Below are 23,823 nucleotides of genomic sequence, written 5' to 3' on the forward strand. Positions count from 1 at the left end.
ACGAGGGCGGGCCCTCTCGGAGATGTGCACGGTGTCGCCCGGCCACGCGTACGTGAGTAGCTTGCTGAACTTCGGTCGCTCAAGCGGGCGGAGGCGGCCGGAGGTCGCGGTGTCCTCCTCGGAGACGACCGGATCGTCGACCCTGGCCTCATCGAGGACGAGGCTTTGACGGGCGGTCGGCTGCTGGTCGGTCGAAATCCGCTCGTAGACCGGCCGGCAACGTCGTTCCCCGTTGGGGTGGTCGCGTGCGACCCCCACGGTCAACAAGCCCTGGCATCAGGCGCCATCGGAGCTGTTTGGTCCCCGCCACAGACAGGCCCCAAAACGTCCGGCCCCGTTGCATGCCGACCGCACCTGTCGTCTTTCGATCGTTTGCCGACATGGAGGCCCGTGATCACGAGCCTCCCCGACGGGACCGTCGCTTCCTGCCCCGCCGTTAGCAACTAGGGTTGACTATCCTCATAAGTCAATTAAGGTTGCTTACATGTCGGTCGGCGAGAATTCCCTTCCCCCTGCGCCCACTGAACCCGCGGACGCCCTGGCGGCTGTCGTCGCGTTGCGGCGGCTCGCCGATCAACTGGAGGACGCCGCCGTCGAGCAGGCCATGCGGGCGGGCTGGAGCTGGCCGCAGGTTTCCGAGGCGCTCAACGTCACCCGCCAAGCCGTCCACAAGAAGCACGCCAAGCGGCTCATCGCCGCCGGAGTCAAACTGAGGAGGCGCGGCGATGAGCGCGTTTGACCAGTATCTGCATGCGGTGATCGTGCGGGCGATGGACGAAGCTCAGGATGATGGGTCGGCGACGATCGACGCGCACCATCTCCTGTTGTCGCTCGCCGCCGATCAGGGGTCGACCGCTCGCCAGGTCCTGGTCTCGGTCGGGCTCGACCGTACTGCCGTCCGCGAGGCACTGGATCGAGAATTCGAGCACAGCCTGAGCATGGTTGGAGTGTCTGCGGCCACCTATGACCTCCCCAGGCCGAGCCAAGCTTCCCGGCAGCCCAAGATGGGTGCGTCCGCCAGACTCGCGCTGGAGCGCGGTTTCGCCTCCGCCCGCAAGAAGGACCTGCGGTCAGCGCATCTGCTGCTCGGGATCCTGCACGCTCAAATCGGCACTGTGCCACGCGCTCTCGCCTTGGCCGGCATCGATCAGGCCGAGCTGGTGAACCGCGTACGGCAGACGCTCACCAGCCAGGAGCAGTGACCACCGGGGCCAGCTGACACGGCCAGTTCACCCCGCGGCCGTGCCGCTTGCCGTGATGGGCAGTGGGTCCTGGGGGTGTGCGCGATGCTTCGCACGCTGCGCCAGGAGCCAAGCCCCTGGTGCGATCCGGCGAGTGGGCCGGCCGGCGCATCACTCCGTGGGGAGGGGGCGGGGCCGGTCATCCATGGGTTACGCACGACGAGGAGGACTCCATGCACCAGCACACCGCTCATCCAGACACCGGACGACCGGGCGCCGACCGGGCCACAGCAGGGGGCGCGCCATCCGAGCCCGGGCCGGCCTCAGGGGCCGAGGGCTACGCGGCGGTCCAGCGCTTACTTCAGCGAGCTGTGATTCAAGGCGGCCTCCCCGGCATTCTCGTCGAGGTCCGCGATGGCGACCGGCAGTGGTTCGGGACCGCAGGAATGGCCGACACCCGGACCGGCCGCACGCGTACACAGCGGGACCGGTTCCGCATCGGCAGCATCAGCAAGACGTTCATGGCCGCCGTCGTGCTGCGACTGGCGGCGGAAGGCAGGCTCAGCCTGGACGACACCGCGGAACAATGGCTGCCCGGGGTGGTGAAGGGCCATCACCACGACGGTGCCAAGGTGAACGTCAGGATGCTGCTCAACCACACCAGCGGGATCTTCAACTACACCGATGACCAGGAAGCACTGAACCGTTACGAGACACACCCGCCCGAGTCACTGGTGCGGGTCGCCATGTCTCATCCCCCCGCCTTCGCACCGGGTTCGGGCTGGGCGTATTCCAACACCAACTACGTCCTCACCGGCATGATCGTCGAAAGGGCCGCCGGCCGAGCGCTGAGCGAGGTGATCACGGAACGGATCTGCCGCCCCTTCGGCCTGGCTGATACGTACCTGCCGCACGGCAGCGATCCGACGATCCACGGGCCACACTCCCGGCACTACACGAAGCTGTTCCGGACCGACCCCGCCGCTCCGGTCCACGACGCAACCGAGCTCGACTCATCCATGTTCTGGGCAGCCGGCGGCATGATCTCCACCGCCGGGGACCTCAACCGGTTCTTCCGCGCCCTGCTGGGGGGCCGGATACTGCCACCGGACCAACAACGCGAGATGTTCACCACCGTGCCCACCCGCGAATGGATTCCCAACGCCGCCTACGGTCTCGGCGTTTCCTCGGTGAGGCTGCCCTGTGGGGAAACGGTCTGGGGCATGGGGGGCGCGCTCTTCGGATCGTGGTCCTACGCCTATGGTTCTCGCGAGGGCGAACACATGGTCACCACCAACGTCAACGGGGACTGGAGCAACGGCGGTTGGGACGACCCCATCGGTATCTTCACCGATCTGCTTGAGGCGAAGTTCTGCCACCGGAGCGACACCTGAACACCGGTCACGGGCCGGACCCAGCCGACGTCAATTCTCCTCTACGGGTTCGTCGAGGTCAGCCAGCAGCTTCTCGATCCTCTGGCTGGTGCAGCGGTGCCGTTCGACCTCTCGGTCCCAGCTGCGGACGCGGTGGCTCATCACAGCCCCCGTCATCGACGCGCCGCCCGGGGCGGGGGCGCGCTGGATGAGATGGGGGCCATTGCCTCGGTGGAGGGCATCGGTGGTGGAAGCGACAATTCCGCCCCTTTCATGATCCCCTTGCGCACATCGCGCCTCATTGGGCGCTTTCGATGTCGAGGGATCACATGCTCACCACTCTGACTCAAGCCGTGCGGGCGACCACCGGTCTGACGTACACCGCGACCGTCGTCGGCCTCATATGGGTCCTGGGTATCGACACCCAGCCGGCGCCTCACACCGGCGTACTCGTCTGCTTGTGGGTGGCGACCGGCGCGATCACGGCGCGGGCCGCGCTGCTGTGGATCCGGCAGGTGTACGGGCGGCGCCGGGCGCGGCGGGGTTCCAGCGGTGTCAGGCTCACCAAGGAACCCGATGACGCCGTGGCCACCTGGGACGCCCTGTACCGGGTGCCCGACGCGTCGGAGGGGTGGAGCAGGGCACGGCAACTGCTCGCCAACGCGGCGCTCGTCGCGGCCGCCATGACGGCCGTCACCCTCCCCTTCCTGCCCGGGCGGGACAGCCTGGTCGCCGCCATCCAGCGCGCGGACGCCGAGGTCATGACCGCGACCGTGAGCGAACGGCCCCAGGTCGTCAAAAAGGTGCACGATGACGACGACAACGAGAAGGTGGTGGGTTACTACAGCAAGCTGCGGGTCAGCGTGCCCGGAGCCACCGGGCCCTTGTCCGTCGGACCGGTCCGGAGCGACAAGCCGTTCGAGGTGGGCGCGCGGCTCCCCGTGATGTGGTCCCCGAGTCACCCCGGGCTCGGGGCGTACACCAACAGTCCGACCGAACTGAAGCGGCTCGCGCAGGGCAGTTGGGTGGTCGATCTCACCAGTAGCGGCGCCAGCGGCCCGGGGGCGATGGGGCTGGCCTTTGTCTTCGGACTGTGCATGCTCCCCTGTGTCACCCTCTTCGCCGTGGGGTTCGACCCCGACACGCTGCACGGGCTTGCGTGGTCACCCATCAGGCAGACCGTCCACGCCCTCGTCCTGCTGGGCGCGGCCTACGCATACACGCCGGCCCTCATGGGACTCCCGCACGGCGGCCTGGTGGGCTTGTGCCAGCTGGGCGGCTGGCTTCCCATCGCGGGCCTCGTCCTCACCCCCATCTGGGGGAAGGATCGGTGAGCTTCGGTGCGGCGCGCGGCGAACACCGGTCCCTGCGGAGAACTCCCTGTCCCGCCGCGCGTCACGGCTCACCCGCGCGCGTCTAGGTACGCGTTCAGCGCCGCGGCTCCGCTCAGCAGGGCCCGTCCTCTGGTGGCGAGGCGGGCGTGCCAGGCGGTGAGGGCGGCCGCGAGAGGAGCCACCCCTCCGGCGGTGCGGACCTGCGCGATCAACGGCGCGATCTGCTCCAACAGGTAGCCCCCGCGCCGGAGTTGATGGGTCAGGCGCGCGTCCCGTACGGCGGTCGCGTCGTACACGCGGTAACCGGTCAGCGGGTCACGGCCGGGGGTCACCAGTCCGGCGCGCTCCCACTTGCGCAGTGTTGCCGGCTGGATGTCGAGGCTTGCCGCCAGCGGCCCGATGAACAGGGGTGCGGGCGGCGCCAGTTGGCCGGACGTGCCAACCTTGGGCACATCGCGCCCAGGCCCTCCATCGGCCTTCCCGGACGCCGTGTCCGGTGCCAGGTCGCGCAGAGCCCGCTCGGCCCCTTGGAGGGCCCTGCGGTCGTCGAGGAACTGCGCGTGGCTCTCGTCGATGAGCCGGAACGCCTCGTCCGGAGACCCCTCGTTCACCCGCCGCATGATGGCCGCCGCCGTCCCGTGGCCGTGCCCCGGCACCAGGGCGAGGAAGGCCGCCAAGGCGTCCCCATGCAGCGCCGTGTATACGCGGTAGCCGTGCGGGGTGCGGTCCGATGCCGGGAGGATGCCGGTCTCCTCGTAGTTCCTGACCGCCTGCGTCGACAGACCGTGCGCGCGGGCCAGGTCGACCGGCCTGAGCCGTCCATGCCGTCGTTCACGCTGCCAGTCATGCCCCTGATCATGCCTTTGAGACTTCTGCGCCATGGCCCGGACTCTATCGGGGAGAAGTTTCCATCGAAGGTTCAACGATACCGTTGAGGTCATGGCAATCGACATCAAGGCCACTGCCCACGCCGTAGAAGCGTCCTGCGTCATGAAACTGCTCCCGGGCCGCCCCCGGGTGCTGGCGCTCGGCGAGCCCACTCATGGCGAGACCGCCCTCCTCGGCCTGCGCAACGAACTCTTCCGGCAGCTGGTCGAGCAGGAGGGCTACCGCACGATCGCCGTGGAGAGCGACTGCGTGCGGGGCCAACTCGTGGACGATTACGTCACCTCGGGGACGGGCTCCCTCGACGACGTCATGGCGCGCGGCTTCAGCCACACATGGTTCAACGCCTCGCCCGCCAACCGCGAACTCGTACGCTGGATGCGGGCGTTCAACGCCGGCCGGCCCCCGTCCGAGCACGTCCGCTTCGCCGGCTTCGACGGGCCGCTGGAGATGGAGAGCGCGGAGAGCCCCCGCCAGGCTCTCGTCGCCCTCCACGACTACCTGGCCGCCCACACCGACCCGGAGCTCCTTCCCCACACCGCTCGGACACTCGACCGTCTGCTCGGCCCCGACGAGCGATGGACCGATCCCGCGGCCATGATGGAACCGGGACGGTCCGTCGGCCGGTCGGCGCAGGCCGGTCAACTACGGCTGCTCGCCGACGACTTGGTGGCGCTGCTCGACGAGCAGACCCCTCATCTGATCGACGCGACGTCACGGGAGGCATGGGAGCGGGCGCGGCTGTATGGGCGCACCGCCGTCGGACTGCTGCGCTACCACTGCGCGATGGCCGACAGCTCGCCGTGCCGCCTGGCACGGCTGACGGGGCTGCGGGACCGGATGATGGCGGACAACCTGCTCGCCCTCGCCGCGCGCGGCCCGGTGCTGGTCCACGCCCACAACGCCCACCTCCAGCGGCCGAAGAGCACGATGCGGATGGCTGACCGTGCGGTGGAATGGTGGGGCGCGGGCGCCCTCGTGAACGCCGAGATGGGTGGGGGCTACGCCTTCCTGGCCACGGCGCTCGGAACGCTTCCCCACCAAGGGGTGGACGCCCCGCCGGCGGACACCGTCGAGGGGCTGCTGTACGCCCTGCCCGAGAGCCGTCAGCTCTTCAGCGCTCCCCAACTCGCCGCCGCCCTGGGGGACTTGAGGGTCCAGCCCCGGGTATCGCCCTGGTTCGGCTACGCCCCGCTCGACCCCGCCGGGCTGGGCGCGGCGGACGGGATCGCGTTCGTGAGGGACGTCCTGCGCGGCTGATGTCCGCCAGGCACAGGCTGTGCGTCCAGGTGCGGGAGACCGGTATCGATATGGCCCCCGAGCCCCCCAACTCGCCTGCTGACAAGGCCCATTGGGCCTCAGGGGCGAGTGGCGGTCTCGCTGTCGGGGTAGAGCGAGAAGATCTGGTCGAGTCCGACGATGCGCAGGATGCGCAGCGTGTTGGCGGGCACGGCCGCGAGTGCCGCCTCGGCCTCGGCGGCGTGCGCGTGGTTGCGGGCCACGATCAGGGCGCTGACTCCGCTGGAGTCGCAGAAGTCCATGCCGCCGAGGTCGAGGACGAGACGCTGACCGGGCCGCAGGGCGATCGCGGGGATCAGGTCTCGAAGGCGTGCCGCGCTGGCGTAGTCGAGGTCGCCGGAAATCTCCAGCACGGGACCGGTGGGGGTGTCTCGGGTGGTGATCGTCAGGGGGTTCATGCGGGGCTTCTCGTCTGGGGTCCGGTGGTGGGAACGCCGAGGGCGAGCAGGGCGGTGTCGTCGTCGAGGCCGTCGCCGAAACTGGTCAGCAGGCCGGTCAGGGCGTGGATGACGGCGTCGGGCGGCTTGCCGGCGTGCCCGGCGGCGAAGGCGAGCAGCGCCTCGTCGCCGAACAGGGTGGTGCGGTCCTTGCCGGTACGGGCCTCGGTTATGCCGTCGGTGTAGAGCAGCAGGGTGTCGCCGGGGGTGAGCACGGTCGTGGCGGCCGTGAAGCGGGCGGAGGGCAGGATGCCCACGAGGAGGCCGCCGGGGGTGGGCAGGAAAGCGGCGCCGCCGTCCGCTCGCACGACGACGGCCGGGGGGTGGCCGCCCGAGGCGAGGCGCACGGCGACATGGCCCGTCGCCGGGTCGGGTTCGAGCGTGCCGAAGATGGCGGTGCAGTAGCGCGGGTCGCCGCTGCCCGCGTAACGCTCGTGCAGCACCGTGTTGAGGGTGGAGAGCGCCGACAGCGGGTCCGGATTGTGCAGGGCGGCGGCGCGCAGGGTGTAGCGGGTCAGCGAGGTGACCGCGGCGGCCTGGGGGCCCTTGCCGCACACGTCGCCGAGGAAGAAGGCGAAGCGGTTCTGGCCGATGGGGAAGACGTCGTAGAAGTCGCCGCCCAGCCGCTCGGGATGGGCGGTGTGGTAGTAGGCGGCCGTCTCCATCCCTGCCACCTCGGGGAGCATGTTGGGCAGCAGCGACTGCTGGAGCACGGCGAGGGCGTCCTGGAGGCGGGCGCGGTCGGCCTCCGCCTGTCTGCGCGCCTCCTCCGCCGCCTTGCGGCCGCGCAGGAGTTCTTCTTCGTAGGCGCGGCGGTCGCGGGCGTCGAAGACGGTGGTACGGATCAGGAGCGGTTCGCCACCGCCGCCGCGCTTGAGCGAGGACGAGACGAGTACGGGTATGCGGCCGCCATCGGACTGCTTGAACTCCAGGGCGATGCCGCCGAGTTCGCCCTGCATGCGCAGCAGGGGCGCGAGGTGTGTCTCGTGGTAGAGCCGGCCGCCCACGGTGAGCAGGTCGGTGAACCGCATCCGGCCGACGACCGCCTCGCGTTCGAGGCCGAGCCAGTCCAGCAGCGTGTTGTTGATCTTGGCGATGGTGCCGTCCATCAGGGTGGAGAGGTACCCGCACGGCGCGCACTCGTAGAGTTCGTCCGCGCTGTCTTCGAGGAGCGCGGCGAACGCGGCGCCCGAGATCTTGTCCTCATCGGTCTCGTGCGAGTCGGGGTGATCTCCCTTGCAGCCTGTCATCGCAGGCCGGCCAGGAAGGTCCGGATCGCTTTGTTGGTGGCTTCGGGCGCGGAGAGATGCGGGCAGTGTCCGGTCGCGTCGAGGGTGACCAGCGTCGAGCCGGGGACCGCCCGGTGGACGTAGGCGCCGACCTCGCGCGGGGCGATCGCGTCCTGGAGGCATTCCAGGACGAGCGTCGGCACCGTGACGCTCTTCAGGTCGCCTCGGGAGTCCGAGAGGAACGTGGTACGGGCGAAGACGCGTGCCATGTCCGGGTCGGTGGCGCAGAAGCTGTTCTTCAGCTCGGCGCCGAGCTCGGGCCGGTCCTCGTTCCCCATGATCACCGGCGCCATCACTGCCGACCAGCCCAGATAGTTCGACTCCAGGGACGTCAGCAGCTCGTCGATGTCCTCGGCGCTGAACCCGCCCCGGTATCCGTCCTCGTCGATGTAGCACGGAGAGGGCGCCACCATCACCAGCGCCCCGATCCGTCCGGGGGCGAGCCCGGCGGCCAGGACACCGATCATCGCGCTCACGGAGTGGCCCACGAACACGGCGTCGCGCAGGTCGAGCGCTTCGCACACCTCCACGACGTCCTGCGCGTAGCCGCCCAGCGACCCGTAGCGGTCCTCGGAGAACGCGGCGGCGTCGGAACGGCCCGCACCCACGTAGTCGAACAGCACCACCCGGTAGTCGTCGGCCAGCGCGGGCACCGTGAGCCGCCACATGTTCTGGTCGCAGCCGAAGCCGTGCGCCAGCACCACCGTGCGCCCCTGCGGATTGCCGGTGACGGTGACGTTGTTGCGCCGTGCGATATCCATGAACACCACTTCCTCAATTCCCCCCTGCTCCCCCGCCTCCCCCCATCGCCCCGTTCCATGTCTGCGCGGGCGTGCTGATCAGCTCATCGAGTGGACCACGCCGAGGGGCCCAAAAGCGAACGGCGTCGCACTTCGGGCGGCCCGGACGTCCGCCGGGTCAGGCCGCGGCGGACGCTCCGTGTGCCGGGGCACTCCTTTCGCGGCCGCCGGGGTGACGGTGGCGCCAGAACCAGAACACCGCGCACGACACCAGGGACCACCCGGCCAGCACGAGGAAGGGGAAGGCGTGCTGGGCGTCGGCGAAGTAGACGGCCGTGTGCTGCGCGTTCACCGAGGCGCCGGGCGGGAGCCAGCGCCCGACGTGCCCGAGGACGGACGGCAGCAGGGGCCAGGACACCGCGCCGCCGGATGAGGGGTTGCCGAGAAGCACCATGAGCCCCCAGGTGGGCGCCATGGCCCAGCGCCCGATCAGGGTGTTGAACATGGTGAAGACCATCCCCGACGTGAACATCGTCAGCGCCAGGATCATCCAGGACTCGAAGAACGGCAGCCGCACCGCGCCGAGCCCCCAGTCCACCACGGCTGCGATGGTGAACCCGCCGAGCAGCGAGTACGCCACCGTGAACGCGATCCGCTCCAACGGGTTCAGGGTGCGGGCGTGCACGCTCAGCTGGATGGAGCCGACGAATCCGAGCACCACGGCGGCCAGTGAGATGTAGAAGAGCGCGAGGCCGCGCGGGTCGCCCCGTTGGAGAGGCTTGACGTCGGTGATCGTCACCGGTACGCCGATGGCCTTCGCCACCGGTGGCGCGGCCTGGGCGAGCACCTGCGCCACGGAGGCCCCGGCGGCGCCCGCCACGTCCAGGTGGACCCCGTCAGGACGCACGTCGACGATGGCGAAGACGGTCTGCTCCTCCATGGCCTGGCGGGCCGCGCGCTCGTCCCCGTAGGGACGCGGCGCGAGTGACGTGTTCAGTGCCTTGTCCAGGCCGGCCACGAACTTCTTCGCCTCGACGGAGCCCTCTACGGAGCCGGAGGGCGCGACCAGCGCGGTGGGGATGTGGTGCGGCGTCGGATTGGCCATGGAGTACGTGTAGGAGCCGGCGAACAGACCGGCGGCGGCGGACAGGATGAAGACGAGCACGACCGCCGGCATGAACGGGGAGTTCCGGAAATCGCTCCACGCCTCGCGTGCGCCCCGCTTCCTGGCGTGCGTGCCGTGTCCGCCATGTCCGCCGGGCGCGGCGCGCTCACCGGCCGGGCGGTTGCCTTCGTCTTCTTCCATCGTCATGTGCGACCACTCGTCCTGTGCGAACCACTGCGGGACCAGGCATGTCTTGCACGCCGCGTACCCCGTGCCGGGCGGCGTGACCAGGACTTTCGGCCCTGGTCTCGGGACCCGAGGTCCCGTGGGCGCGCCTTCGCCGGGGGTAGGGCGTATCTCGCGAACGGGGGCCCGCTCCCCGGTGTCGCCGCCCGGCCGGTGTCACGCCGGGCCACGCAACGAAAGGAAGCAGGTCTCCTCATGGGCATCATCGCCTGGATCGTCATCGGACTCATCGCGGGAGCGGTCGCCAAGGCGCTGACTCCGGGCAAGGACCCCGGTGGCTGCCTGGTCACCATCGTGATCGGCGTCGTGGGCGGTCTGCTCGGTGGCTGGCTCGGTCAGCTCATCTTCGACGTGGACGGTCTGAAGGGCTTCTTCCACCTGTCCACGTGGATCACCGCCGTCGTGGGTTCGGTGATCGTGCTCCTGATCTACCGCCTGATCGCGGGGCGCCGAGGCTGAACCGGCAGGGGACCCTCGGGGCGGGGGGGGGGGGGGGGGCCGGCGCCCCCCCCCGGGGGGGGGGGCCCCGGGCCCCCCCCGGGGGGGCCCCCGGGGGGGGGGCGGGGCCCCCCCCCCCCCACGCCCCGAGGGTTTTCGCCCCGTTGGGCCGTCCAGGCGACGCGGACCGAAGCCACACGCCGGAACCGACCGCCACCGCCGGGCCCGAGCCAGGACGCCCGCCGTGGGCGCGACACGGATGCCCCGGCGTGAGAACCCGCACCGGAAACGGATGGGCTGGGTTGAGACGTCGGATCCGGCACGGCCCTGCGTTCTGCTCGACACGGGCGGGGTCGTGGTCGGGCCGGCGGACGTGCTCTTCGCTGAGCTGCGGGCCTGTTCGACGCCTGCGCTTTCGCGACGGCGTCGTCCCCGTGTCAAGCGGTTCGAAGAACGGGGTCGGTCTCTGCCAGGATTTCGTGCGGCTGTCGAGCCCCTAGGGAAACGCGGCCGTCAGTGCCCAGCGGCCTCAGAGAACACTCACTGGATCAGGACGGTGTGCGAATGGCACTGCGGGCAGACGTAGAGCTGAAGATTGTTGCCCCTGGAGATCTGGACGGCGGGTGGGTTTGCCACGTGGGCGTCGTCCAGTGCCGCGAGGGCTTGATCCTCCTGGTGATGAGCTCCGGCGCGAGCACGCAGGGCACCGGCACATAGCCGTCGTACTCCACCTCGGGCGGCGCCGGAGGCGTGGCGTCGCCGGCCGCCTCTGACAATGAGCGCGCCGCCAGTCCTCGCGGCCATGGGTGCGAGCAGCGAACCACCACGCTCGCCACGTCAAGTGCCGCCGCGCTGGGCCGAGTTGGCGAGTTGGCGAGCGATCGGCGGCGGGAGGCCACGCGAAACGAGCGGCGACAGGGGGCTGGCGTAGGTGGGGAGTGCCGATGCCTTCGCGCGCGGCTCCGCCGTCCCGGGTCGTCGCGCTACTCCCCGCTCCCGTGCTCCTTCGGGGTGCTCGTGCGCCCCTGGTCCGTCGCGTCGTCCGGGTCGGGTCCTGCGAGTTCCGACAGGTCGCCGATCAGCCGGATCGTGTCCGCGGTGACGGCGGCCAGGGTGTCCTGCCAGGCATCGCCCCGCTCGCGGAACACGGAGGTCAGCTCGTTCTCGGCGGCGTACGCGCGGCGCAGTGCCTCACGGCGCTCCTGAACGCGCTCCCCGGTCTGCTCGTCGCTGCCGCGCTCCGTGGCCTGTGAGCGCTCCACCGTGTCGTCGAACGCGCACACGTCCGAGGCGGCCCGCAGGAGCTCGGCCACGACGCCGGGCGCAGGGCCGGGCAGGACCGGCTGGTCCGCGTCGTTCGCGGCCGCCGTCGCGAGCGTCCGGGTGATCGCTTCGAGGTGGCTGGTGATCCGGTCCCAGGTGAAGTCCCATTCGGCGGCCGGCGGCAGCGGGGCCGAACGGCGCAGCCGGTGCCCCGGGTTGAAGCGGTAGCTCTCCTGCGACCAGCGGCGGGCGGTGCGCAGATCGGTGACGCGGTCGGTCAGGCGGCGCGCCCGGTCGTGCCAGGCCTGCGCGTCCTCCCGGGCCACTTTCCCCTCGCCGAGGCCGTCCGCGACGGCGCGCAGAAGACCGGCACTCTCCTCGGGCAGCCGTCCGCGAAGGTGACGCACGCTGCGCGAGTGCACCGGCGGCAGCACGAGGGCGTTGACCGCGAGCCCGATGGCGGCGCCCAACAGGGTCTCCAGGAACCGGTGCAGAATGTCGAAGCCCGAGTACGTGCCGTAGACCAGGACGAACAGCGCGGCGGTCGGCGCGTTCAGGCCCTGGGTGCCGAACCGGGCGTAGGAGCCGAAGAGCATGGTCAGCGGCAGCGCGATGAGCATGGCGAGCATGGTGTCGCCGGTCAGTACGCCGGCGCCCGCCGCGAGCAGGGTGCCCACGACGACGACCACGAACTGCTGCAACGCCGTCTTCAGCGACCGGTAGACCGTGCTCTGCACCAAGAACAGCGCTGTCCAGGGTGCGAGCATCGCCATCGGCGCCTTCCACCACCAGCCCGCGAGCGCCCAGGCGATCAGCGCCGCCGCGGCCGCCTTCAACGCCTGGACCGCGGTGTCCCGTTCGGGGCCGGGGCCGCTCAGCGCCCGCCGCGCCGACCCCGCCACGGCCGTGCACTCCCAGCCCGCCCACTGCCTCCACTGGCCGAAGGCCTGGCCCAACTCTCTCAACGTTCCACTCCGTGCTCGCACCCGCCGCTCGTCGCGGCCGACGGTGACCTGAAGGTCCGTTCGCTCTCGTCGTGCACCCCCTAGGGAAGGGGTGAGCCGCCGGTGGCGTTCAGCACCTCGGCGGTGATGTAGCCGGCGTGTTCGGAGGCGAGGAAGACATAGGCGGGCGCCATCTCGGCGGGCTGCGCGGGCCGGCCAAGCGGGGCCTGCTTGCCGAATTCGGCGGTGTCGGGCAGCGTCGCCGGGATCAGCGGCGTCCACACCGGCCCGGGCGCCACGGCGTTGACCCGGATGCCCCGCTCGGCCAGCATCTGCGCCAGCCCCTTCGTGAACGTGACGATCGCGCCCTTGGTCATGGCGTAGTCGAGCAGGTGGGGGCTCGGCTGGTAGGCCTGGACCGAGGTGGTGTTGATGACGGAGCCGCCCGCCGGGATGTGCGGCACGGCCATCTTCGTCAGCCAGAACATGCCGTACAGGTTGGTGCGCAGAACGCGGTCGAACTGCTCGGTGGTGATGGCCTCGATGCCGTCCGGCTGGGACATCTGGTACGCGGCGTTGTTCACCAGCACGTCGACGCGGCCGAATTCCGCGATCGCCCGGTCGATCAGGTCCCGGCACTGCTGCTCGTCGCGGATGTCGCAGGCCACCGGGACGGCCCGGCGTCCCGCCTCCTCCACCAGCCGCGCGGTCTCGCGGGCGTCCTCCGCTTCCTCGGGCAGGTGGGTGAAGAGCACGTCGGCGCCCTCGCGGGCGTAGGCGAGTGCGACGGCCCGCCCGATGCCCGAGTCGCCGCCGGTGATGACCGCCTTGCGCTCGGTCAGCAGGCCGCTGCCCCGGTACGTCTGTTCACCGTGGTCCGGCGGCGGGTCCATCGGGCCGGTCCAGCCGGGGTGCTCCTGGTCCTGCTGCGGCAAATCCGGCCGGGGGTACTTGTCGGTCGGGTCCTGCGGACGGTTCGGGTCGGCCATGGGTTACGCCTTTCCGTGCGGGAGGGATGGAGGAGGCAGGAGGGCGTCGGCGCTGTCGCGTGCTGCTGCTGGGCCGTCGTGGGGGTGCGTCCCCTTGAGTCACGGGCCAGCCGCACGGCCGGGTTCGCCTCGCACCGTCCTGTCTCGGCGCGCCCCTTCGACGGCGGACGGCGACGGGGCGCGGGGTGCCGTCCCCGGGCCGGCTCGGCGCCGTCCTGCGTCCGTCTCGGTGGGTGCAGAGTGCAGGTAACCCCGATGGACGCAGGTATGCGCCGCTCGGGGTCAGTTGTCGCGACTGCGGGTTCGCGGAAGGCGAGTCGTCGGAGGAAACGAGTGGTTCGCGGGAGCGAGTGGTTCGCGCAGGTGAGTGGTTCGCAGGGCGAGTGGTTCGCCGGAGGCCGTGCCGCCGCCGCCGGGTCACCCTCGGTCGTCGCGGTCCCCTGGGCCGGGTGACGAAGGAGGGGTGTCCCAGGAGTCCGCCCCGGGCTGGGGCGCAGACGGTGGCGGCGGCTTGCGCGCGGCCCGGCGGCGGCCGGTCCAGAACATCGCGAGGAGTCCGCCCACCACCACCAATCCCACGATGACCAGGAGCAGCGTCGTGGCGGGCCCTGCAGCGAGGACCTGCGAAGTCGGGTGAGCGATGACCATGTGCTCGAACTCCTCTGCGTTGCTACCGAGGGCCGGCGCGCCCCCGCACGGCCGGTACCGGATGACATACCTCTGCTACCCGAATATGCCCACACATCTCGGACGCCTGCTCCATGGGGACCATCACCGGCCCCCTCACCGGCCCTGGCCGGCGGGCGGTCGCGCGCGGCCACAGCACGGGCCGGGGACCGCCACGGACGGCGGGCGCGAATGGGTGAAGTCTGTTTCGGCCGCCAAAAAGCGATGGTTTACGCCTATACGTCCGGTTGACTGTGAGCCGGCTGGTCCTCCGTACCCCTGACACCAGAGAGCGGTGCACGCATGCTGCTTTTTCGCAGGCGGCGAGAGCACGCCCGTGCTGTCGCGCGGGAGGCGGCACGGACCGGGTTCACGGCGGTGGACCGGCGCTCCCCGCTGGCCGAGGCGGCCAAGGCGCTGCTGCGGAAGGCGTTTCCCGACCACTGGAGCTTCCTGCTCGGGGAACTGGCGCTGTACAGCCTGGTGGTCCTGCTGCTCACCGGGACGTGGCTGACGCTGTTCTTCGAGCCGGGCACGAAGGACGTGCTGTACGACGGGGGTTACGTACCGCTCCAGGGGCTTCACATGTCGGCGGCGTACAGCTCCACGCTGCACATCACCTTCGACATCCGCGGCGGCCTCCTGATCCGCCAGATGCACCACTGGGCGGCGCTGGTCTTCATGGCCGCGATCAGCGTGCACATGCTGCGGATCTTCTTCACCGGTTCCTTCCGCAGGCCGCGTGAGTTCAACTGGGCGATCGGTGTCTCGCTGTTCTTCCTCTCGATGCTCGAGGGGTTCTGTGGTTACTCGCTCCCTGACGACCTGCTGTCCGGCACGGGGCTGCGCACCGCCAACACCATCGTCATGTCGATCCCCGTCGTGGGCACCTATCTGGCGTACCTGCTGTGGGACGGGACCTTCCCCGGCCACCTCCTGAACAACCGGCTGTACATCCTGCACGTGCTCTTCGTGCCGGGGGCCCTGATCGCCCTGGTCACCGTGCACCTGCTGCTCGTGGTGTATCTCAAACACACCCAGTGGAGCTCACCGGGCCGGACCAACCACAACGTCGTGGGCCAGCCGATGTTCCCGCACTTCATCGCCAAGTCGACCGGTCTCTTCCTCATGGTCTTCGCGGCGGTGGCCACGCTCGGCGCGGTGGCTCAGATCAACCCGGTGTGGAACTACGGTCCCTACCGCGCCGACGTGGTGAGCACGGGGGCGCAGCCGGACTGGTATGTGGGGTTCCTGGAGGGCGCCCTGCGCCTCATGCCGCGCTGGGAGATGCCGGTGGCCGGGCACACCATCATGTGGAACGTCCTGCTTCCGGCCGTCGTCCTGCCGGGGGTGCTGGCGCTGGTGCTCATCGGTTATCCGGGATTCGAGCGCTGGATCACCGGGGACCGGGGCGAGTACCACCTGTGCGACCGGCCGCGCGACCAGCCCACCCGCACGGCGCTCGGGGTGGCGGCCGTGGTCGCCTACGCCGTGCTGCTCGCGGCGGGCGGCAACGACGTGACGGCGTTCTCCTTCCGGCTCTCGGTGAACACCCTGACGTGGGTGTTCACCGCCGGCTTCTTCGTCTTGCCGGTACTCGCCTTCCTGCTCACCAAGCGGCTCTGCCTGGCGTTGCAGTCCCACGAGCTGCGGCTCCTGACCGAGGGCGAGGAGACCGGCCAGGTGACCCAGCGGGTGCACGGGGCCCTTGAGCCCGGCCACCGGCCGCTCGCCGCCGACCGGCTCTACCGCTTCCTCGTACGCGACCTGCCGCCGCTCGCGCCCGCCCCCGAAGCTGACGCGCCGCGCCGCACCCGCCTGCGCGCCGCCCTGAACCGCTGGTACTTCCGGCGCCGGGTCTCCCTGACCGCCTCCCCCGACCAGCGGCGCCACGTCGAGGAAGCGCTGGCCCAACCGGAACGGAAGACACCATGACGCAGACCGGCACCGAGGCGCGGCGGCCCGGGTCCACGGTGGGAGCGGCACGGGGCAGCGCGCTGGGCGGACGGCTCCTGAACTTCCTCACCACCACGGACCACAAGGTCATCGGCGCCATGTACTTCGTGACCGCCTTCGGCTTCTTCCTCTTCGCCGGGCTGCTCGCCATGGGCATGCGGGCCGAACTCGCCCGCCCCGGGCTCCAGTTGTGGAGCAACGCCGAGTACAACCAGCTGGTCACCATCCACGGCACGATCATGATGCTGCTGTTCGCGACGCCGATGTTCGCGGGGTTCACCAACGCCGTGATGCCCTTGCAGATCGGGGCGCCCGATGTGGCGTTCCCCCGGCTCAACGCGCTGACCTACTGGCTCTATCTGTTCGGCGGGCTCATCGTCGTCTCCGGCTTCCTCGTGCCGGGCGGCGCGGCGTCCTTCGGCTGGTTCGCCTACGCGCCCCTCAACAGCGCCGTCCGCACTCCCGGCGCCGGGGGCGATCTGTGGGCCATGGGACTGATCCTGACCGGGTTGAGCACCACCCTCGGCTCGGTCAACTTCATCGCCACCATCGTGTGCCTGCGGGCGCCCGGCATGACCATGTTCCGCATGCCCATCTTCACCTGGAACGTCCTGCTCACCTCGATCCTGGCGCTGCTGGCGTTCCCGGTGCTCACCGCGCTGCTGTTCGCCCTGGAGGCGGACCGGAAGTTCGGCGCCGTCGTCTTCGACCCGGCCTACGGCGGGGCCATTCTGTGGCAGCACCTGTTCTGGTTCTTCGGCCATCCCGAGGTCTACATCGTCGCGCTCCCCTTCTTCGGCATCATCTCGGAGATCATCCCGGTCTTCAGCCGCAAACCCACCTTCGGATATGTCGGCATGGTGGGCGCCACCATCACGATCACGGCGCTCTCGGCGGTGGTGTGGGCCCACCACATGTTCGCCACGGGCGCGGTGCTGCTGCCGTTCTTCTCCCTGATGTCGTTCCTGATCGCGGTGCCGACCGGGGTGAAGTTCTTCAACTGGATCGGCACGATGTGGCACGGCGCGCTGTCCTTCGAGACGCCGATGCTGTGGTCCATCGGATTCCCGGTCACGTTCCTCTTCGGCGGTCTCAGCGGGGTCCTGCTGGCCTCGCCGCCGCTCGACTTCCACGTCACCGACTCCTACTTCGTGGTCGCGCACCTGCACTACGTCCTGTTCGGGACCGTGGTCTTCGCCATGTTCGGCGGCTTCTACTTCTGGTGGCCGAAATGGACCGGCCGCATGCTCGACGAGCGCCTTGGCAAGATTCACTTCTGGACGCTGTTCGTCGGCTTCCAGACCACGTTCCTCGTCCAGCACTGGCTCGGCGCCGAAGGCATGCCACGCCGTTACGCCGACTACCTCTCGGCGGACGGCTTCACGCTCCTCAACACCGTCTCGTCCATCGGCGCGTTCCTCCTCGGACTCTCCACCCTGCCGTTCCTGTACAACGTGTGGCGGACCGCGGCGCGGGCACCCCTGGTCGGCGTCGACGACCCGTGGGGGTACGGACGGTCCCTGGAGTGGGCCACGTCCTGCCCGCCGCCGAGGCACAACTTCCACACGATGCCCCGCGTCCGGTCCGACTCCCCCGCCTTCGACCTGCACCACCCGGAAGCCGCGGCCCTGCCGGTCCCGGCCACCCCGCGCGGACAGGCGCCCCCCGACCCCCTCTAGGAGAGGCGTTCCATGAAAGCCGAGGCATATCTCTTCGCGGGGGTCGCGGTGTTCTTCCTTGGCACCGGCGTGGGCTACGGATGGTGGTCGGGGCGCGAACCGGCGGGCACCGCGGCCCTCACCGTGGCGTTCATCATGTCATCGCTGATCTGCTTCTTCTTCGCCCGCCATCACCAGCGTCACGGGGCGAGGCCCGAGGACCGGGGCCGGTCGGAGATCGCCGAACGCGCAGGACCCGTCGACTTCTTCCCCGGGCGCAGCGCCTACCCCGCCCTCGCCGGCTTCGGCGCGGCGGTCACGGCGACCGGCCTCGTCTTCGGACTGTGGCTGTTCGTCCTTGGCTTCGGGGTGCTGGGCGCCGGCGTGGGCGGTCTGGCCTTCCAGTACGTCCACCGGGGCGAATGACCGGGGCTCTGGCGGGCGGGGCGGGCCCGGACGCACCGGCGCCGGCCGGGCCCTTCGCGCATGGCCGAACCCCGGATGCCGCCGCCCGCCCCGTCACCCAAGCTGACAGCGAAGGCGCGGCGTCCGCCGTGTCGTCCTGCGGCACGGAAGCGCGGTCATGGGCCCCTGGGCGGCTGATCCCTTCCCCCGCCCCATCCAGGAGTGACCATGAGCGTGGGAGACGAATACCGCAGCCGCGCCCGCGAGTTGGCGGCCCGGGCCAAGGAGTGGAAGGAGGCCGCCGAGCGGGCCACCGACCCCGAGCAGCGCAAGCGCCTGTCGGACAAGGCCCGCCGGGCCGAGGACCAGAGCGAGCAGGCGGGCCGCATGGCCGGGCAGGGCCTGGACCCGGTGTAGCCACCGCGCCCCGGGCGGCCCGCGCCCACACGCCCCGGACCGCGCCGCCCGGGGCCCGCGTGCCGCTCCTGTGCCGTGCGGGGGCCGCCGCCCGGTCTCTCCCGCCCCGACCTCCTGCGGGTCCCCAGGATCGTATGACCGCGCGTCGGCGGGGCACACGTTCCTGCGTGAGTACCGGCAGGAATCGGAGATCGCGCATGCGTACCGTCGGCGTGGAAGAAGAGCTGCTCATGGTGGGTGCGCGGACCGGTGAGGTCCTTGCGCTCTCCCCGGTCGTCGTCTCGCCCCCGGGGCCCCGGAAGCCGGGCGCGGACGACGGGCAGGAGTTCGAGAAGGAACTGCAACAGGAACAGGTGGAGTTCGCCACCGACCCCCTCACGGACATGGGTGAGATCGAGGACGAGATCGTTCAACGGCGCCGGGCGGCGGCCACCCGCGCCGAGGAAGCGGGAGGCACCGTCGCCGCCCTCGCCACCTCACCCGTGCCGGTGCGTCCCTCGCTCGATCTCGGCGAGCGCCACCTGTGGATGGCCGAGAACTTCGGGCTCACGGCCCGCGAGCAGCTGACCTGCGGCTGCCATGTACATGTGGTGGTCGAGTCGGACGACGAGGGCGTCGCCGTCCTCGACCGGATCCGGCCGTGGCTCTCGGTGCTCACGGCCATCAGCGGGAACTCGCCCTTCTGGCAGGGCGAGGACAGCGGCTACAGCAGCTATCGAAGCCGTGTGTGGAACCGGTGGCCCTCCGCGGGCCCGACCGAGATCTTCGGCTCCGCCGACCGCTACCACCACCACGTCGAGTCGATGATCGCCACCGGCGCCCTGCGCGACGACGGCATGATCTACTTCGACGCCCGCCTCTCCGCCCGCTATCCGACGGTGGAGGTCCGCGTGTCCGACGTCTGCCTCCAGCCGAGCACCACGGTGGCGATCGCCGCCCTGGTGCGCGCCCTGGTGGAGACGGCCAGCGGGGACTGGCGCGCGGGCCGGCCCCCGGCGCCGGTCAGCGCGGGGCTGCTGCGCCTCGCGTCCTGGCGGGCCGCCCGGTCGGGCCTGACCGGCGCTCTGGTCGACCCGCGCTCGATGCGCGAGAAGCCCGCGTCCGACGTGCTCGGGGCCCTTGTGACCCATGTCGAGAGCGCGTTGAAGGACAGCGGTGACCTGGAGCGCGTACGGCGCACACTGGAGCAGTTGACGCGGGGCGGCACGGGCGCCGAGCGCCAGCGCGAGTTCTACCGGCAGCACGGGAGCATGGAGGCGGTCGTCCGGGAGTGCGCCCGCGTCACCTCCCTGGCCGACTGAGCCGCCGCGCGACTCGCCGCGCAGCCCTGTAGCCGCGCCATCCGACGCCACCGCACGACTGTGGGCCCGCACCTCAAGGGTGCGGGCCCACGGTCGTGACGGGCCTCACACGGCGGGCGGGAACCTGTCCCACGCCCGGTGTTCGGCCAGCGCGCCCTTGACCTTCTCCACGGCGGCCGTACCGCTGTCGCTCAGCACGACGCCGGGCTCGTCCGCGCCGATGCCGGACGCCTCGAACAGCCCGCGTGCGTCGTTCCAGCCGCCGACCGCCTTGCCGTGCCGGTACCCCTCGGTGAGCAGCAGCAGGACGCGCGGGTCACTCGCCGGCGACGCGGGGGCTCCGGCCTTGGCATCACGCGCCCCGTAGGCGTCGGCGCCGGGCTCGGGCGCTCCGGCGAACAGGAGCGCGTCGTACTCCACGGACCGCGCGGTGGCGAAGGTCCGCTGCACCGCGATCGGATCGCCGCCGGAGCCGAGCGTGCCGCCGGCCGGCGCGATGATCAGAGGGACCATGCCGGCGTCGAGGACGGCCTGGCGAACGGTGCGTACGCCGTCCAGGTCGGCGGCGGCGTCCGCGACGATGCCGATCACACGGCCGTCCGTCGGCCAGGTGTGGCCGAGCTGGGACAGGGCCGGGCTCGGGTCCACCGCGTCGAGGGGCACGGTGGCACTCGGCGCCGGCAGGCCGAGACCCGCCGCGACCTGCTCGCACAGTTCCGTGTCGATGTTCGCCAGGACCTGCAAGGTGCGTTCCTTGACGGCCTGTTCGAAGCACTTGTTCAGTTCGAAGGTGTACGCGGCGATGATGTGCTCGCGCTCCGGCGCGCTCATGCTGAGCCAGAAGAGCCGGGGCTGGCTGAAGTGGTCCGCGAACGACGCGGGCGCCTCACGGACCTTGCTCGCCTCCGGGATGCGTACCGGGGTCTCGATGAAGGCGCTCATGTCGGCGCCTGCGAGGAAGGGGCAGCCGCCGTCCAGGCTGTTGGGCCGGTAGGGCGCCACGCCGGTGTGCACGGCGGTCTGGTGCATGCCGTCGCGGAGCATGTCGTTGACGGGCGCGTGCGGCCGGTTGATGGGGATCTGCGCGAAGTTGGGGCCGCCGAGCCGGCTGATCTGGGTGTCGAGATAGGAGAAGAGACGCCCTGCGAGCAGCGGGTCGTCGGTGACGTCGATGCCCGGGACCAGATGTCCGGGGTGGAAGGCGACCTGCTCCGTCTCGGCGAAGTAGTTCTTGGTGTTGGCGTTCAGGGTCATCAGGCCGATGGGCTGCACCGGTGCCAGTTCCTCCGGCACGAACTTGGTGGGATCGAGGAGGTCGATGCCCTCGAAGGTCTGCTCGGGGGTGTCGGGGAAGACCTGGATCCCGAGCTCCCACTGCGGGAAGGCGCCCGCCTCGATCGCGTCGAAGAGGTCACGGCGGTGGAAGTCGGGGTCCATGCCGTTGATGAGCTGCGCCTCTTCCCAGACCAGGGAGTGCACACCCAGCTTGGGCTTCCAGTGGAACTTCACCAACACCGTGTCACCGGCCGTGTTGACCAGCCGGAAGGTGTGGACGCCGAAGCCCTCCATCATCCGGTACGAGCGCGGGATGCCCCGGTCGGACATGTTCCACAGGGTGTGGTGGGTGGCCTCGGTGTGCAGGGACACGAAGTCCCAGAAGGTGTCGTGCGCGCTCTGGGCCTGCGGGATCTCGCGGTCCGGGTGGGGCTTGGCGGCGTGGACGACGTCCGGGAACTTGATGGCGTCCTGGATGAAGAAGACCGGAATGTTGTTGCCGACCAGGTCGAAGGTTCCCTCGTCGGTGTAGAACTTCGTCGCGAAGCCACGGGTGTCGCGCACCGTGTCGGAGGAGCCGCGCGAGCCGAGGACGGTGGAGAACCGGACGAACACCGGGGTCTCCACGCCCTTGGCGAGGAAGGCCGCCTTGGTCACTTCGGTGGCGGTGCCATACCCCTGGAACACGCCGTGGGCCGCAGCGCCGCGCGCGTGCACCACGCGCTCCGGGATCCGCTCGTGGTCGAAGTGGGTGATCTTCTCGCGCAGATGGTGGTCCTGGATCAGGACCGGACCCCGGGCCCCGGCCTTCAGCGAGTGGTCGCTGTCGTACACCCGCGTCCCCTGGGCCGTGGTCAGGTACGCGCCGCTCTGCGCCATGCGGGCCGGGTCGGCTCCGGTGGCCTGGCCGGTGGGGCTCACCGTTTCGGGGCCCTGCTGGTCCGGCTTGGGGGGCAGCGGTTCGGCCGGCCGGGTGGGCTCGGCCACGGGCGGCGAGACCGGCCCGGGCTTGCCCGGCAGGCCGTCGCCGCTCGCGGTGGAGTCTGTGGTGGGGTGCTCTGTCGTCATGTTCTCTCCCAGTGCGGTCCTTCGGACACCTCAGCCATGACCGCTCCGTCTCGAACCTCAAACGGACTGCGGGTGGCTGTCACCCGCATCCGCGGGGGTCCATGGCATCTGCCCGGCGCGTCCTTTCGCCGGGTTCGTCCACGCCACGTACCCCCAGTCCGTGGATGAACGCTCTCTCGTCGCGGCAAGCCACGAACACGTCTCCAGGAGCGCGTTCGGCGGCTGAAACGAGAGGGGTGGCACAACGGCGGGTCAGGGGGTGAAGAGCACCTTGACGGCGCCGTCCCGCTTCTTTTGGAACATCTCGTACGCGTCGGGCGCCTGCTCCAGGGTCAGACGATGGGTGGCGAACTCGTCCACCCCGAGGGGGTCGCCGTCGGTGAGGAGCGGGAGGATGTCGTCGACCCAGCGCCGCACGTTGGCCTGGCCCATGCGCAGTTGGAGCTGCTTGTCGAACATGGTCAGGAGCGGCATCGGGTCGGCGGCGCCGCCGTAGACGCCGGAGACGGAGATCGTGCCTCCCCTGCGGACGAGGTCGATCGCCGTGTACAGCGCGGAGAGCCGGTCGATTCCGGCCTTCTTCATCATGGCGGAGGCGAGAGCGTCGGGCAGGAACGTCGTGAGGCCCTGGGCGGCGGCCGCGACGCGGTTGCCGTGTGCCTCCATGCCCACCGCGTCGATGACGGCGTCCGGGCCCCGGCCGCCGGTGAGTTCGCGTACGGCGTCGGTGAGATTGTCGCCGCACTCCCGCAGGTCGAGGGTGTGGACGCCGCGGCGCCGGGCCCGCTCAAGGCGCTCGGGGACGAGGTCGATCCCGATGACGGTCCCGGCGCCCCGGTGCGCGGCGATGCGGGCGCTCATGTCTCCGATCGGGCCGAGACCGAGGACGGCGACGCTGCCGCCCGGCGGGACGGCGGCGTACTCGACCGCCTGCCATGCCGTGGGCAGGACGTCGGACAGGTAGACGAAGCGCTCGTCCGAGGGGCCTTCGGGCACCTTGATGGGCAGCTTGTTGCCGAAGGGGACGCGCAGGTACTGGGCCTGGCCGCCCGGCACCTGGCCGTAGAGCTTGGTGTAGCCGAACAGCGAGGCGCCCGTGCCGTGCTCGCGCACCTGGGTGGTCTCGCACTGCGAGTGCAGGCCGTGGCCGCACATGTAGCACGTGCCGCACGAGACGTTGAAGGGGATGACCACCCGGTCGCCCGGCTTGAGGGCGGTGACCTTGGGGCCGACCTCTTCGACGATGCCCATGGGTTCGTGCCCGAGGATGTCTCCGGGATCGAGGAAGGGCCCAAGGACCTCATAGAGGTGCAGGTCCGAGCCGCACAGGCCGGTGGTGGTCACCTTGATGACGATGTCGTCGTCGTCCTGGATGGTGGGATCGGGCACGGTGTCCACGCGTACGTCGCGCTTGCCGTGCCAGGTGAGTGCCCTCATGACGCCTCCTGGGGATGAATGGCCTCAGCTGATGAGCTGATGGGTGCGGTGCGTTCGGGATCTTTCACTTGACGCGTGCCCTCGCCCGGGTCCGCGAACCGGGCCGGCCGGGCACGC

21 protein-coding genes are annotated in these 23,823 nt (G+C 70.5%); 11 read left to right on the forward strand and 10 right to left on the reverse strand.

The annotated features are described in order from the left end of the window. The first annotated feature begins 484 nt into the window (after positions 1-484). From ACFYM2_RS08775 to ACFYM2_RS08790, 4 genes are all read left to right on the forward strand, one after another. A complete protein-coding gene (locus tag ACFYM2_RS08775) occupies positions 485-739 on the forward strand; it encodes a hypothetical protein (RefSeq protein ID WP_358994363.1) in 255 nt (84 codons plus the stop codon). Next, a complete protein-coding gene (locus ACFYM2_RS08780; RefSeq protein ID WP_358994366.1) occupies positions 726-1,202 on the forward strand; it encodes a Clp protease N-terminal domain-containing protein in 477 nt (158 codons plus the stop codon). Before ACFYM2_RS08775 ends, ACFYM2_RS08780 begins: the two co-directional genes overlap by 14 nt. A gap of 212 nt (positions 1,203-1,414) precedes the next feature. After that, positions 1,415-2,575 carry a serine hydrolase domain-containing protein gene (locus tag ACFYM2_RS08785; RefSeq protein ID WP_388459158.1) on the forward strand — a complete coding sequence of 387 codons (1,161 nt, stop codon included), beginning with the start codon at positions 1,415-1,417 and terminating at the stop codon, positions 2,573-2,575. Positions 2,576-2,883: 308 nt separating this feature from the next. After that, a complete protein-coding gene (locus ACFYM2_RS08790) occupies positions 2,884-3,888 on the forward strand; it encodes a hypothetical protein (RefSeq protein ID WP_388834571.1) in 1,005 nt (334 codons plus the stop codon). A 68-nt stretch (positions 3,889-3,956) separates the two neighbouring features. On the opposite strand, the gene ACFYM2_RS08795 is transcribed toward ACFYM2_RS08790, so the two are convergent. Continuing rightward, positions 3,957-4,769, reverse strand: coding sequence for a TioE family transcriptional regulator (locus ACFYM2_RS08795; protein ID WP_388834574.1), 813 nt, complete (start codon positions 4,767-4,769; stop codon positions 3,957-3,959). 58 nt (positions 4,770-4,827) lie between these two features. On the opposite strand from ACFYM2_RS08795, the gene ACFYM2_RS08800 reads away from it, so the two are divergent. Beyond that, positions 4,828-6,033, forward strand: coding sequence for an erythromycin esterase family protein (locus ACFYM2_RS08800; protein WP_388834577.1), 1,206 nt, complete (start codon positions 4,828-4,830; stop codon positions 6,031-6,033). Positions 6,034-6,131: 98 nt separating this feature from the next. Here the strand turns inward: ACFYM2_RS08800 and ACFYM2_RS08805 are convergent, their stop codons facing one another. From ACFYM2_RS08805 to ACFYM2_RS08820, 4 genes are all read right to left on the reverse strand, one after another. Beyond that, complete coding sequence (locus ACFYM2_RS08805) at positions 6,132-6,470, reverse strand: STAS domain-containing protein (RefSeq protein WP_358994380.1); 339 nt, start codon at positions 6,468-6,470, stop codon at positions 6,132-6,134. Next, positions 6,467-7,759 (reverse strand): PP2C family protein-serine/threonine phosphatase, encoded by a 1,293-nt coding sequence (locus tag ACFYM2_RS08810; protein WP_388459165.1) that lies wholly within the window; start codon positions 7,757-7,759, stop codon positions 6,467-6,469. The genes ACFYM2_RS08805 and ACFYM2_RS08810 overlap by 4 nt, the downstream gene beginning before the upstream one ends. After that, a complete protein-coding gene (locus tag ACFYM2_RS08815) occupies positions 7,756-8,559 on the reverse strand; it encodes an alpha/beta hydrolase (RefSeq protein WP_358994385.1) in 804 nt (267 codons plus the stop codon). Before ACFYM2_RS08815 ends, ACFYM2_RS08810 begins: the two co-directional genes overlap by 4 nt. A gap of 157 nt (positions 8,560-8,716) precedes the next feature. Next, positions 8,717-9,844, reverse strand: a complete 1,128-nt coding sequence (locus tag ACFYM2_RS08820; protein ID WP_388459381.1) for an ABC transporter permease — start codon at positions 9,842-9,844, stop codon at positions 8,717-8,719. A gap of 240 nt (positions 9,845-10,084) precedes the next feature. Between ACFYM2_RS08820 and ACFYM2_RS08825 the strand changes: the two genes are divergently transcribed. Further along, positions 10,085-10,348, forward strand: coding sequence for a GlsB/YeaQ/YmgE family stress response membrane protein (locus tag ACFYM2_RS08825; protein WP_358994388.1), 264 nt, complete (start codon positions 10,085-10,087; stop codon positions 10,346-10,348). Positions 10,349-11,310: 962 nt separating this feature from the next. Here ACFYM2_RS08825 and ACFYM2_RS08830 read toward each other — a convergent pair. The 3 genes from ACFYM2_RS08830 to ACFYM2_RS08840 form a co-directional block, all read right to left on the reverse strand. After that, a complete protein-coding gene (locus ACFYM2_RS08830; RefSeq protein WP_358994390.1) occupies positions 11,311-12,555 on the reverse strand; it encodes an FUSC family protein in 1,245 nt (414 codons plus the stop codon). Positions 12,556-12,635: 80 nt separating this feature from the next. Continuing rightward, a complete protein-coding gene (locus tag ACFYM2_RS08835) occupies positions 12,636-13,523 on the reverse strand; it encodes an SDR family oxidoreductase (RefSeq protein WP_388834581.1) in 888 nt (295 codons plus the stop codon). Positions 13,524-13,940: 417 nt separating this feature from the next. Beyond that, on the reverse strand, positions 13,941-14,171 hold the full coding sequence (locus tag ACFYM2_RS08840; RefSeq protein WP_358994395.1) for a DUF6479 family protein: 231 nt from the start codon (positions 14,169-14,171) through the stop codon (positions 13,941-13,943). Between the two features lie 324 nt (positions 14,172-14,495). Between ACFYM2_RS08840 and ACFYM2_RS08845 the strand changes: the two genes are divergently transcribed. From ACFYM2_RS08845 to ACFYM2_RS08865, 5 genes are all read left to right on the forward strand, one after another. Then, positions 14,496-16,124, forward strand: a complete 1,629-nt coding sequence (locus tag ACFYM2_RS08845) for a cytochrome bc complex cytochrome b subunit (protein ID WP_388835108.1) — start codon at positions 14,496-14,498, stop codon at positions 16,122-16,124. Beyond that, entirely contained in the window at positions 16,121-17,824 is a 1,704-nt protein-coding gene (ctaD, locus tag ACFYM2_RS08850) for a cytochrome c oxidase subunit I (RefSeq protein ID WP_388834584.1), read from the forward strand. The genes ACFYM2_RS08845 and ctaD overlap by 4 nt, the downstream gene beginning before the upstream one ends. Before the next feature lie 12 nt (positions 17,825-17,836). Further along, positions 17,837-18,229 (forward strand): cytochrome c oxidase subunit 4, encoded by a 393-nt coding sequence (locus ACFYM2_RS08855; RefSeq protein ID WP_358994400.1) that lies wholly within the window; start codon positions 17,837-17,839, stop codon positions 18,227-18,229. A 207-nt stretch (positions 18,230-18,436) separates the two neighbouring features. Next, entirely contained in the window at positions 18,437-18,625 is a 189-nt protein-coding gene (locus ACFYM2_RS08860) for a DUF6381 family protein (protein ID WP_358994403.1), read from the forward strand. 197 nt (positions 18,626-18,822) lie between these two features. Further along, positions 18,823-19,926, forward strand: a complete 1,104-nt coding sequence (locus tag ACFYM2_RS08865; protein WP_388834587.1) for a glutamate--cysteine ligase — start codon at positions 18,823-18,825, stop codon at positions 19,924-19,926. A gap of 105 nt (positions 19,927-20,031) precedes the next feature. Here ACFYM2_RS08865 and ACFYM2_RS08870 read toward each other — a convergent pair whose 3' ends face one another. After that, the gene (locus tag ACFYM2_RS08870) at positions 20,032-22,269 is read right to left on the reverse strand and encodes a catalase (protein WP_359003471.1); all 2,238 of its coding nucleotides are present in this window, start codon (positions 22,267-22,269) and stop codon (positions 20,032-20,034) included. A 252-nt stretch (positions 22,270-22,521) separates the two neighbouring features. Continuing rightward, the gene (locus ACFYM2_RS08875) at positions 22,522-23,706 is read right to left on the reverse strand and encodes a zinc-dependent alcohol dehydrogenase (RefSeq protein WP_359003469.1); all 1,185 of its coding nucleotides are present in this window, start codon (positions 23,704-23,706) and stop codon (positions 22,522-22,524) included. Positions 23,707-23,823: the final 117 nt, after the last annotated feature.

The organism is Streptomyces sp. NPDC006711 (genome assembly GCF_042869775.1).
GTDB lineage: Bacteria > Actinomycetota > Actinomycetes > Streptomycetales > Streptomycetaceae > Streptomyces.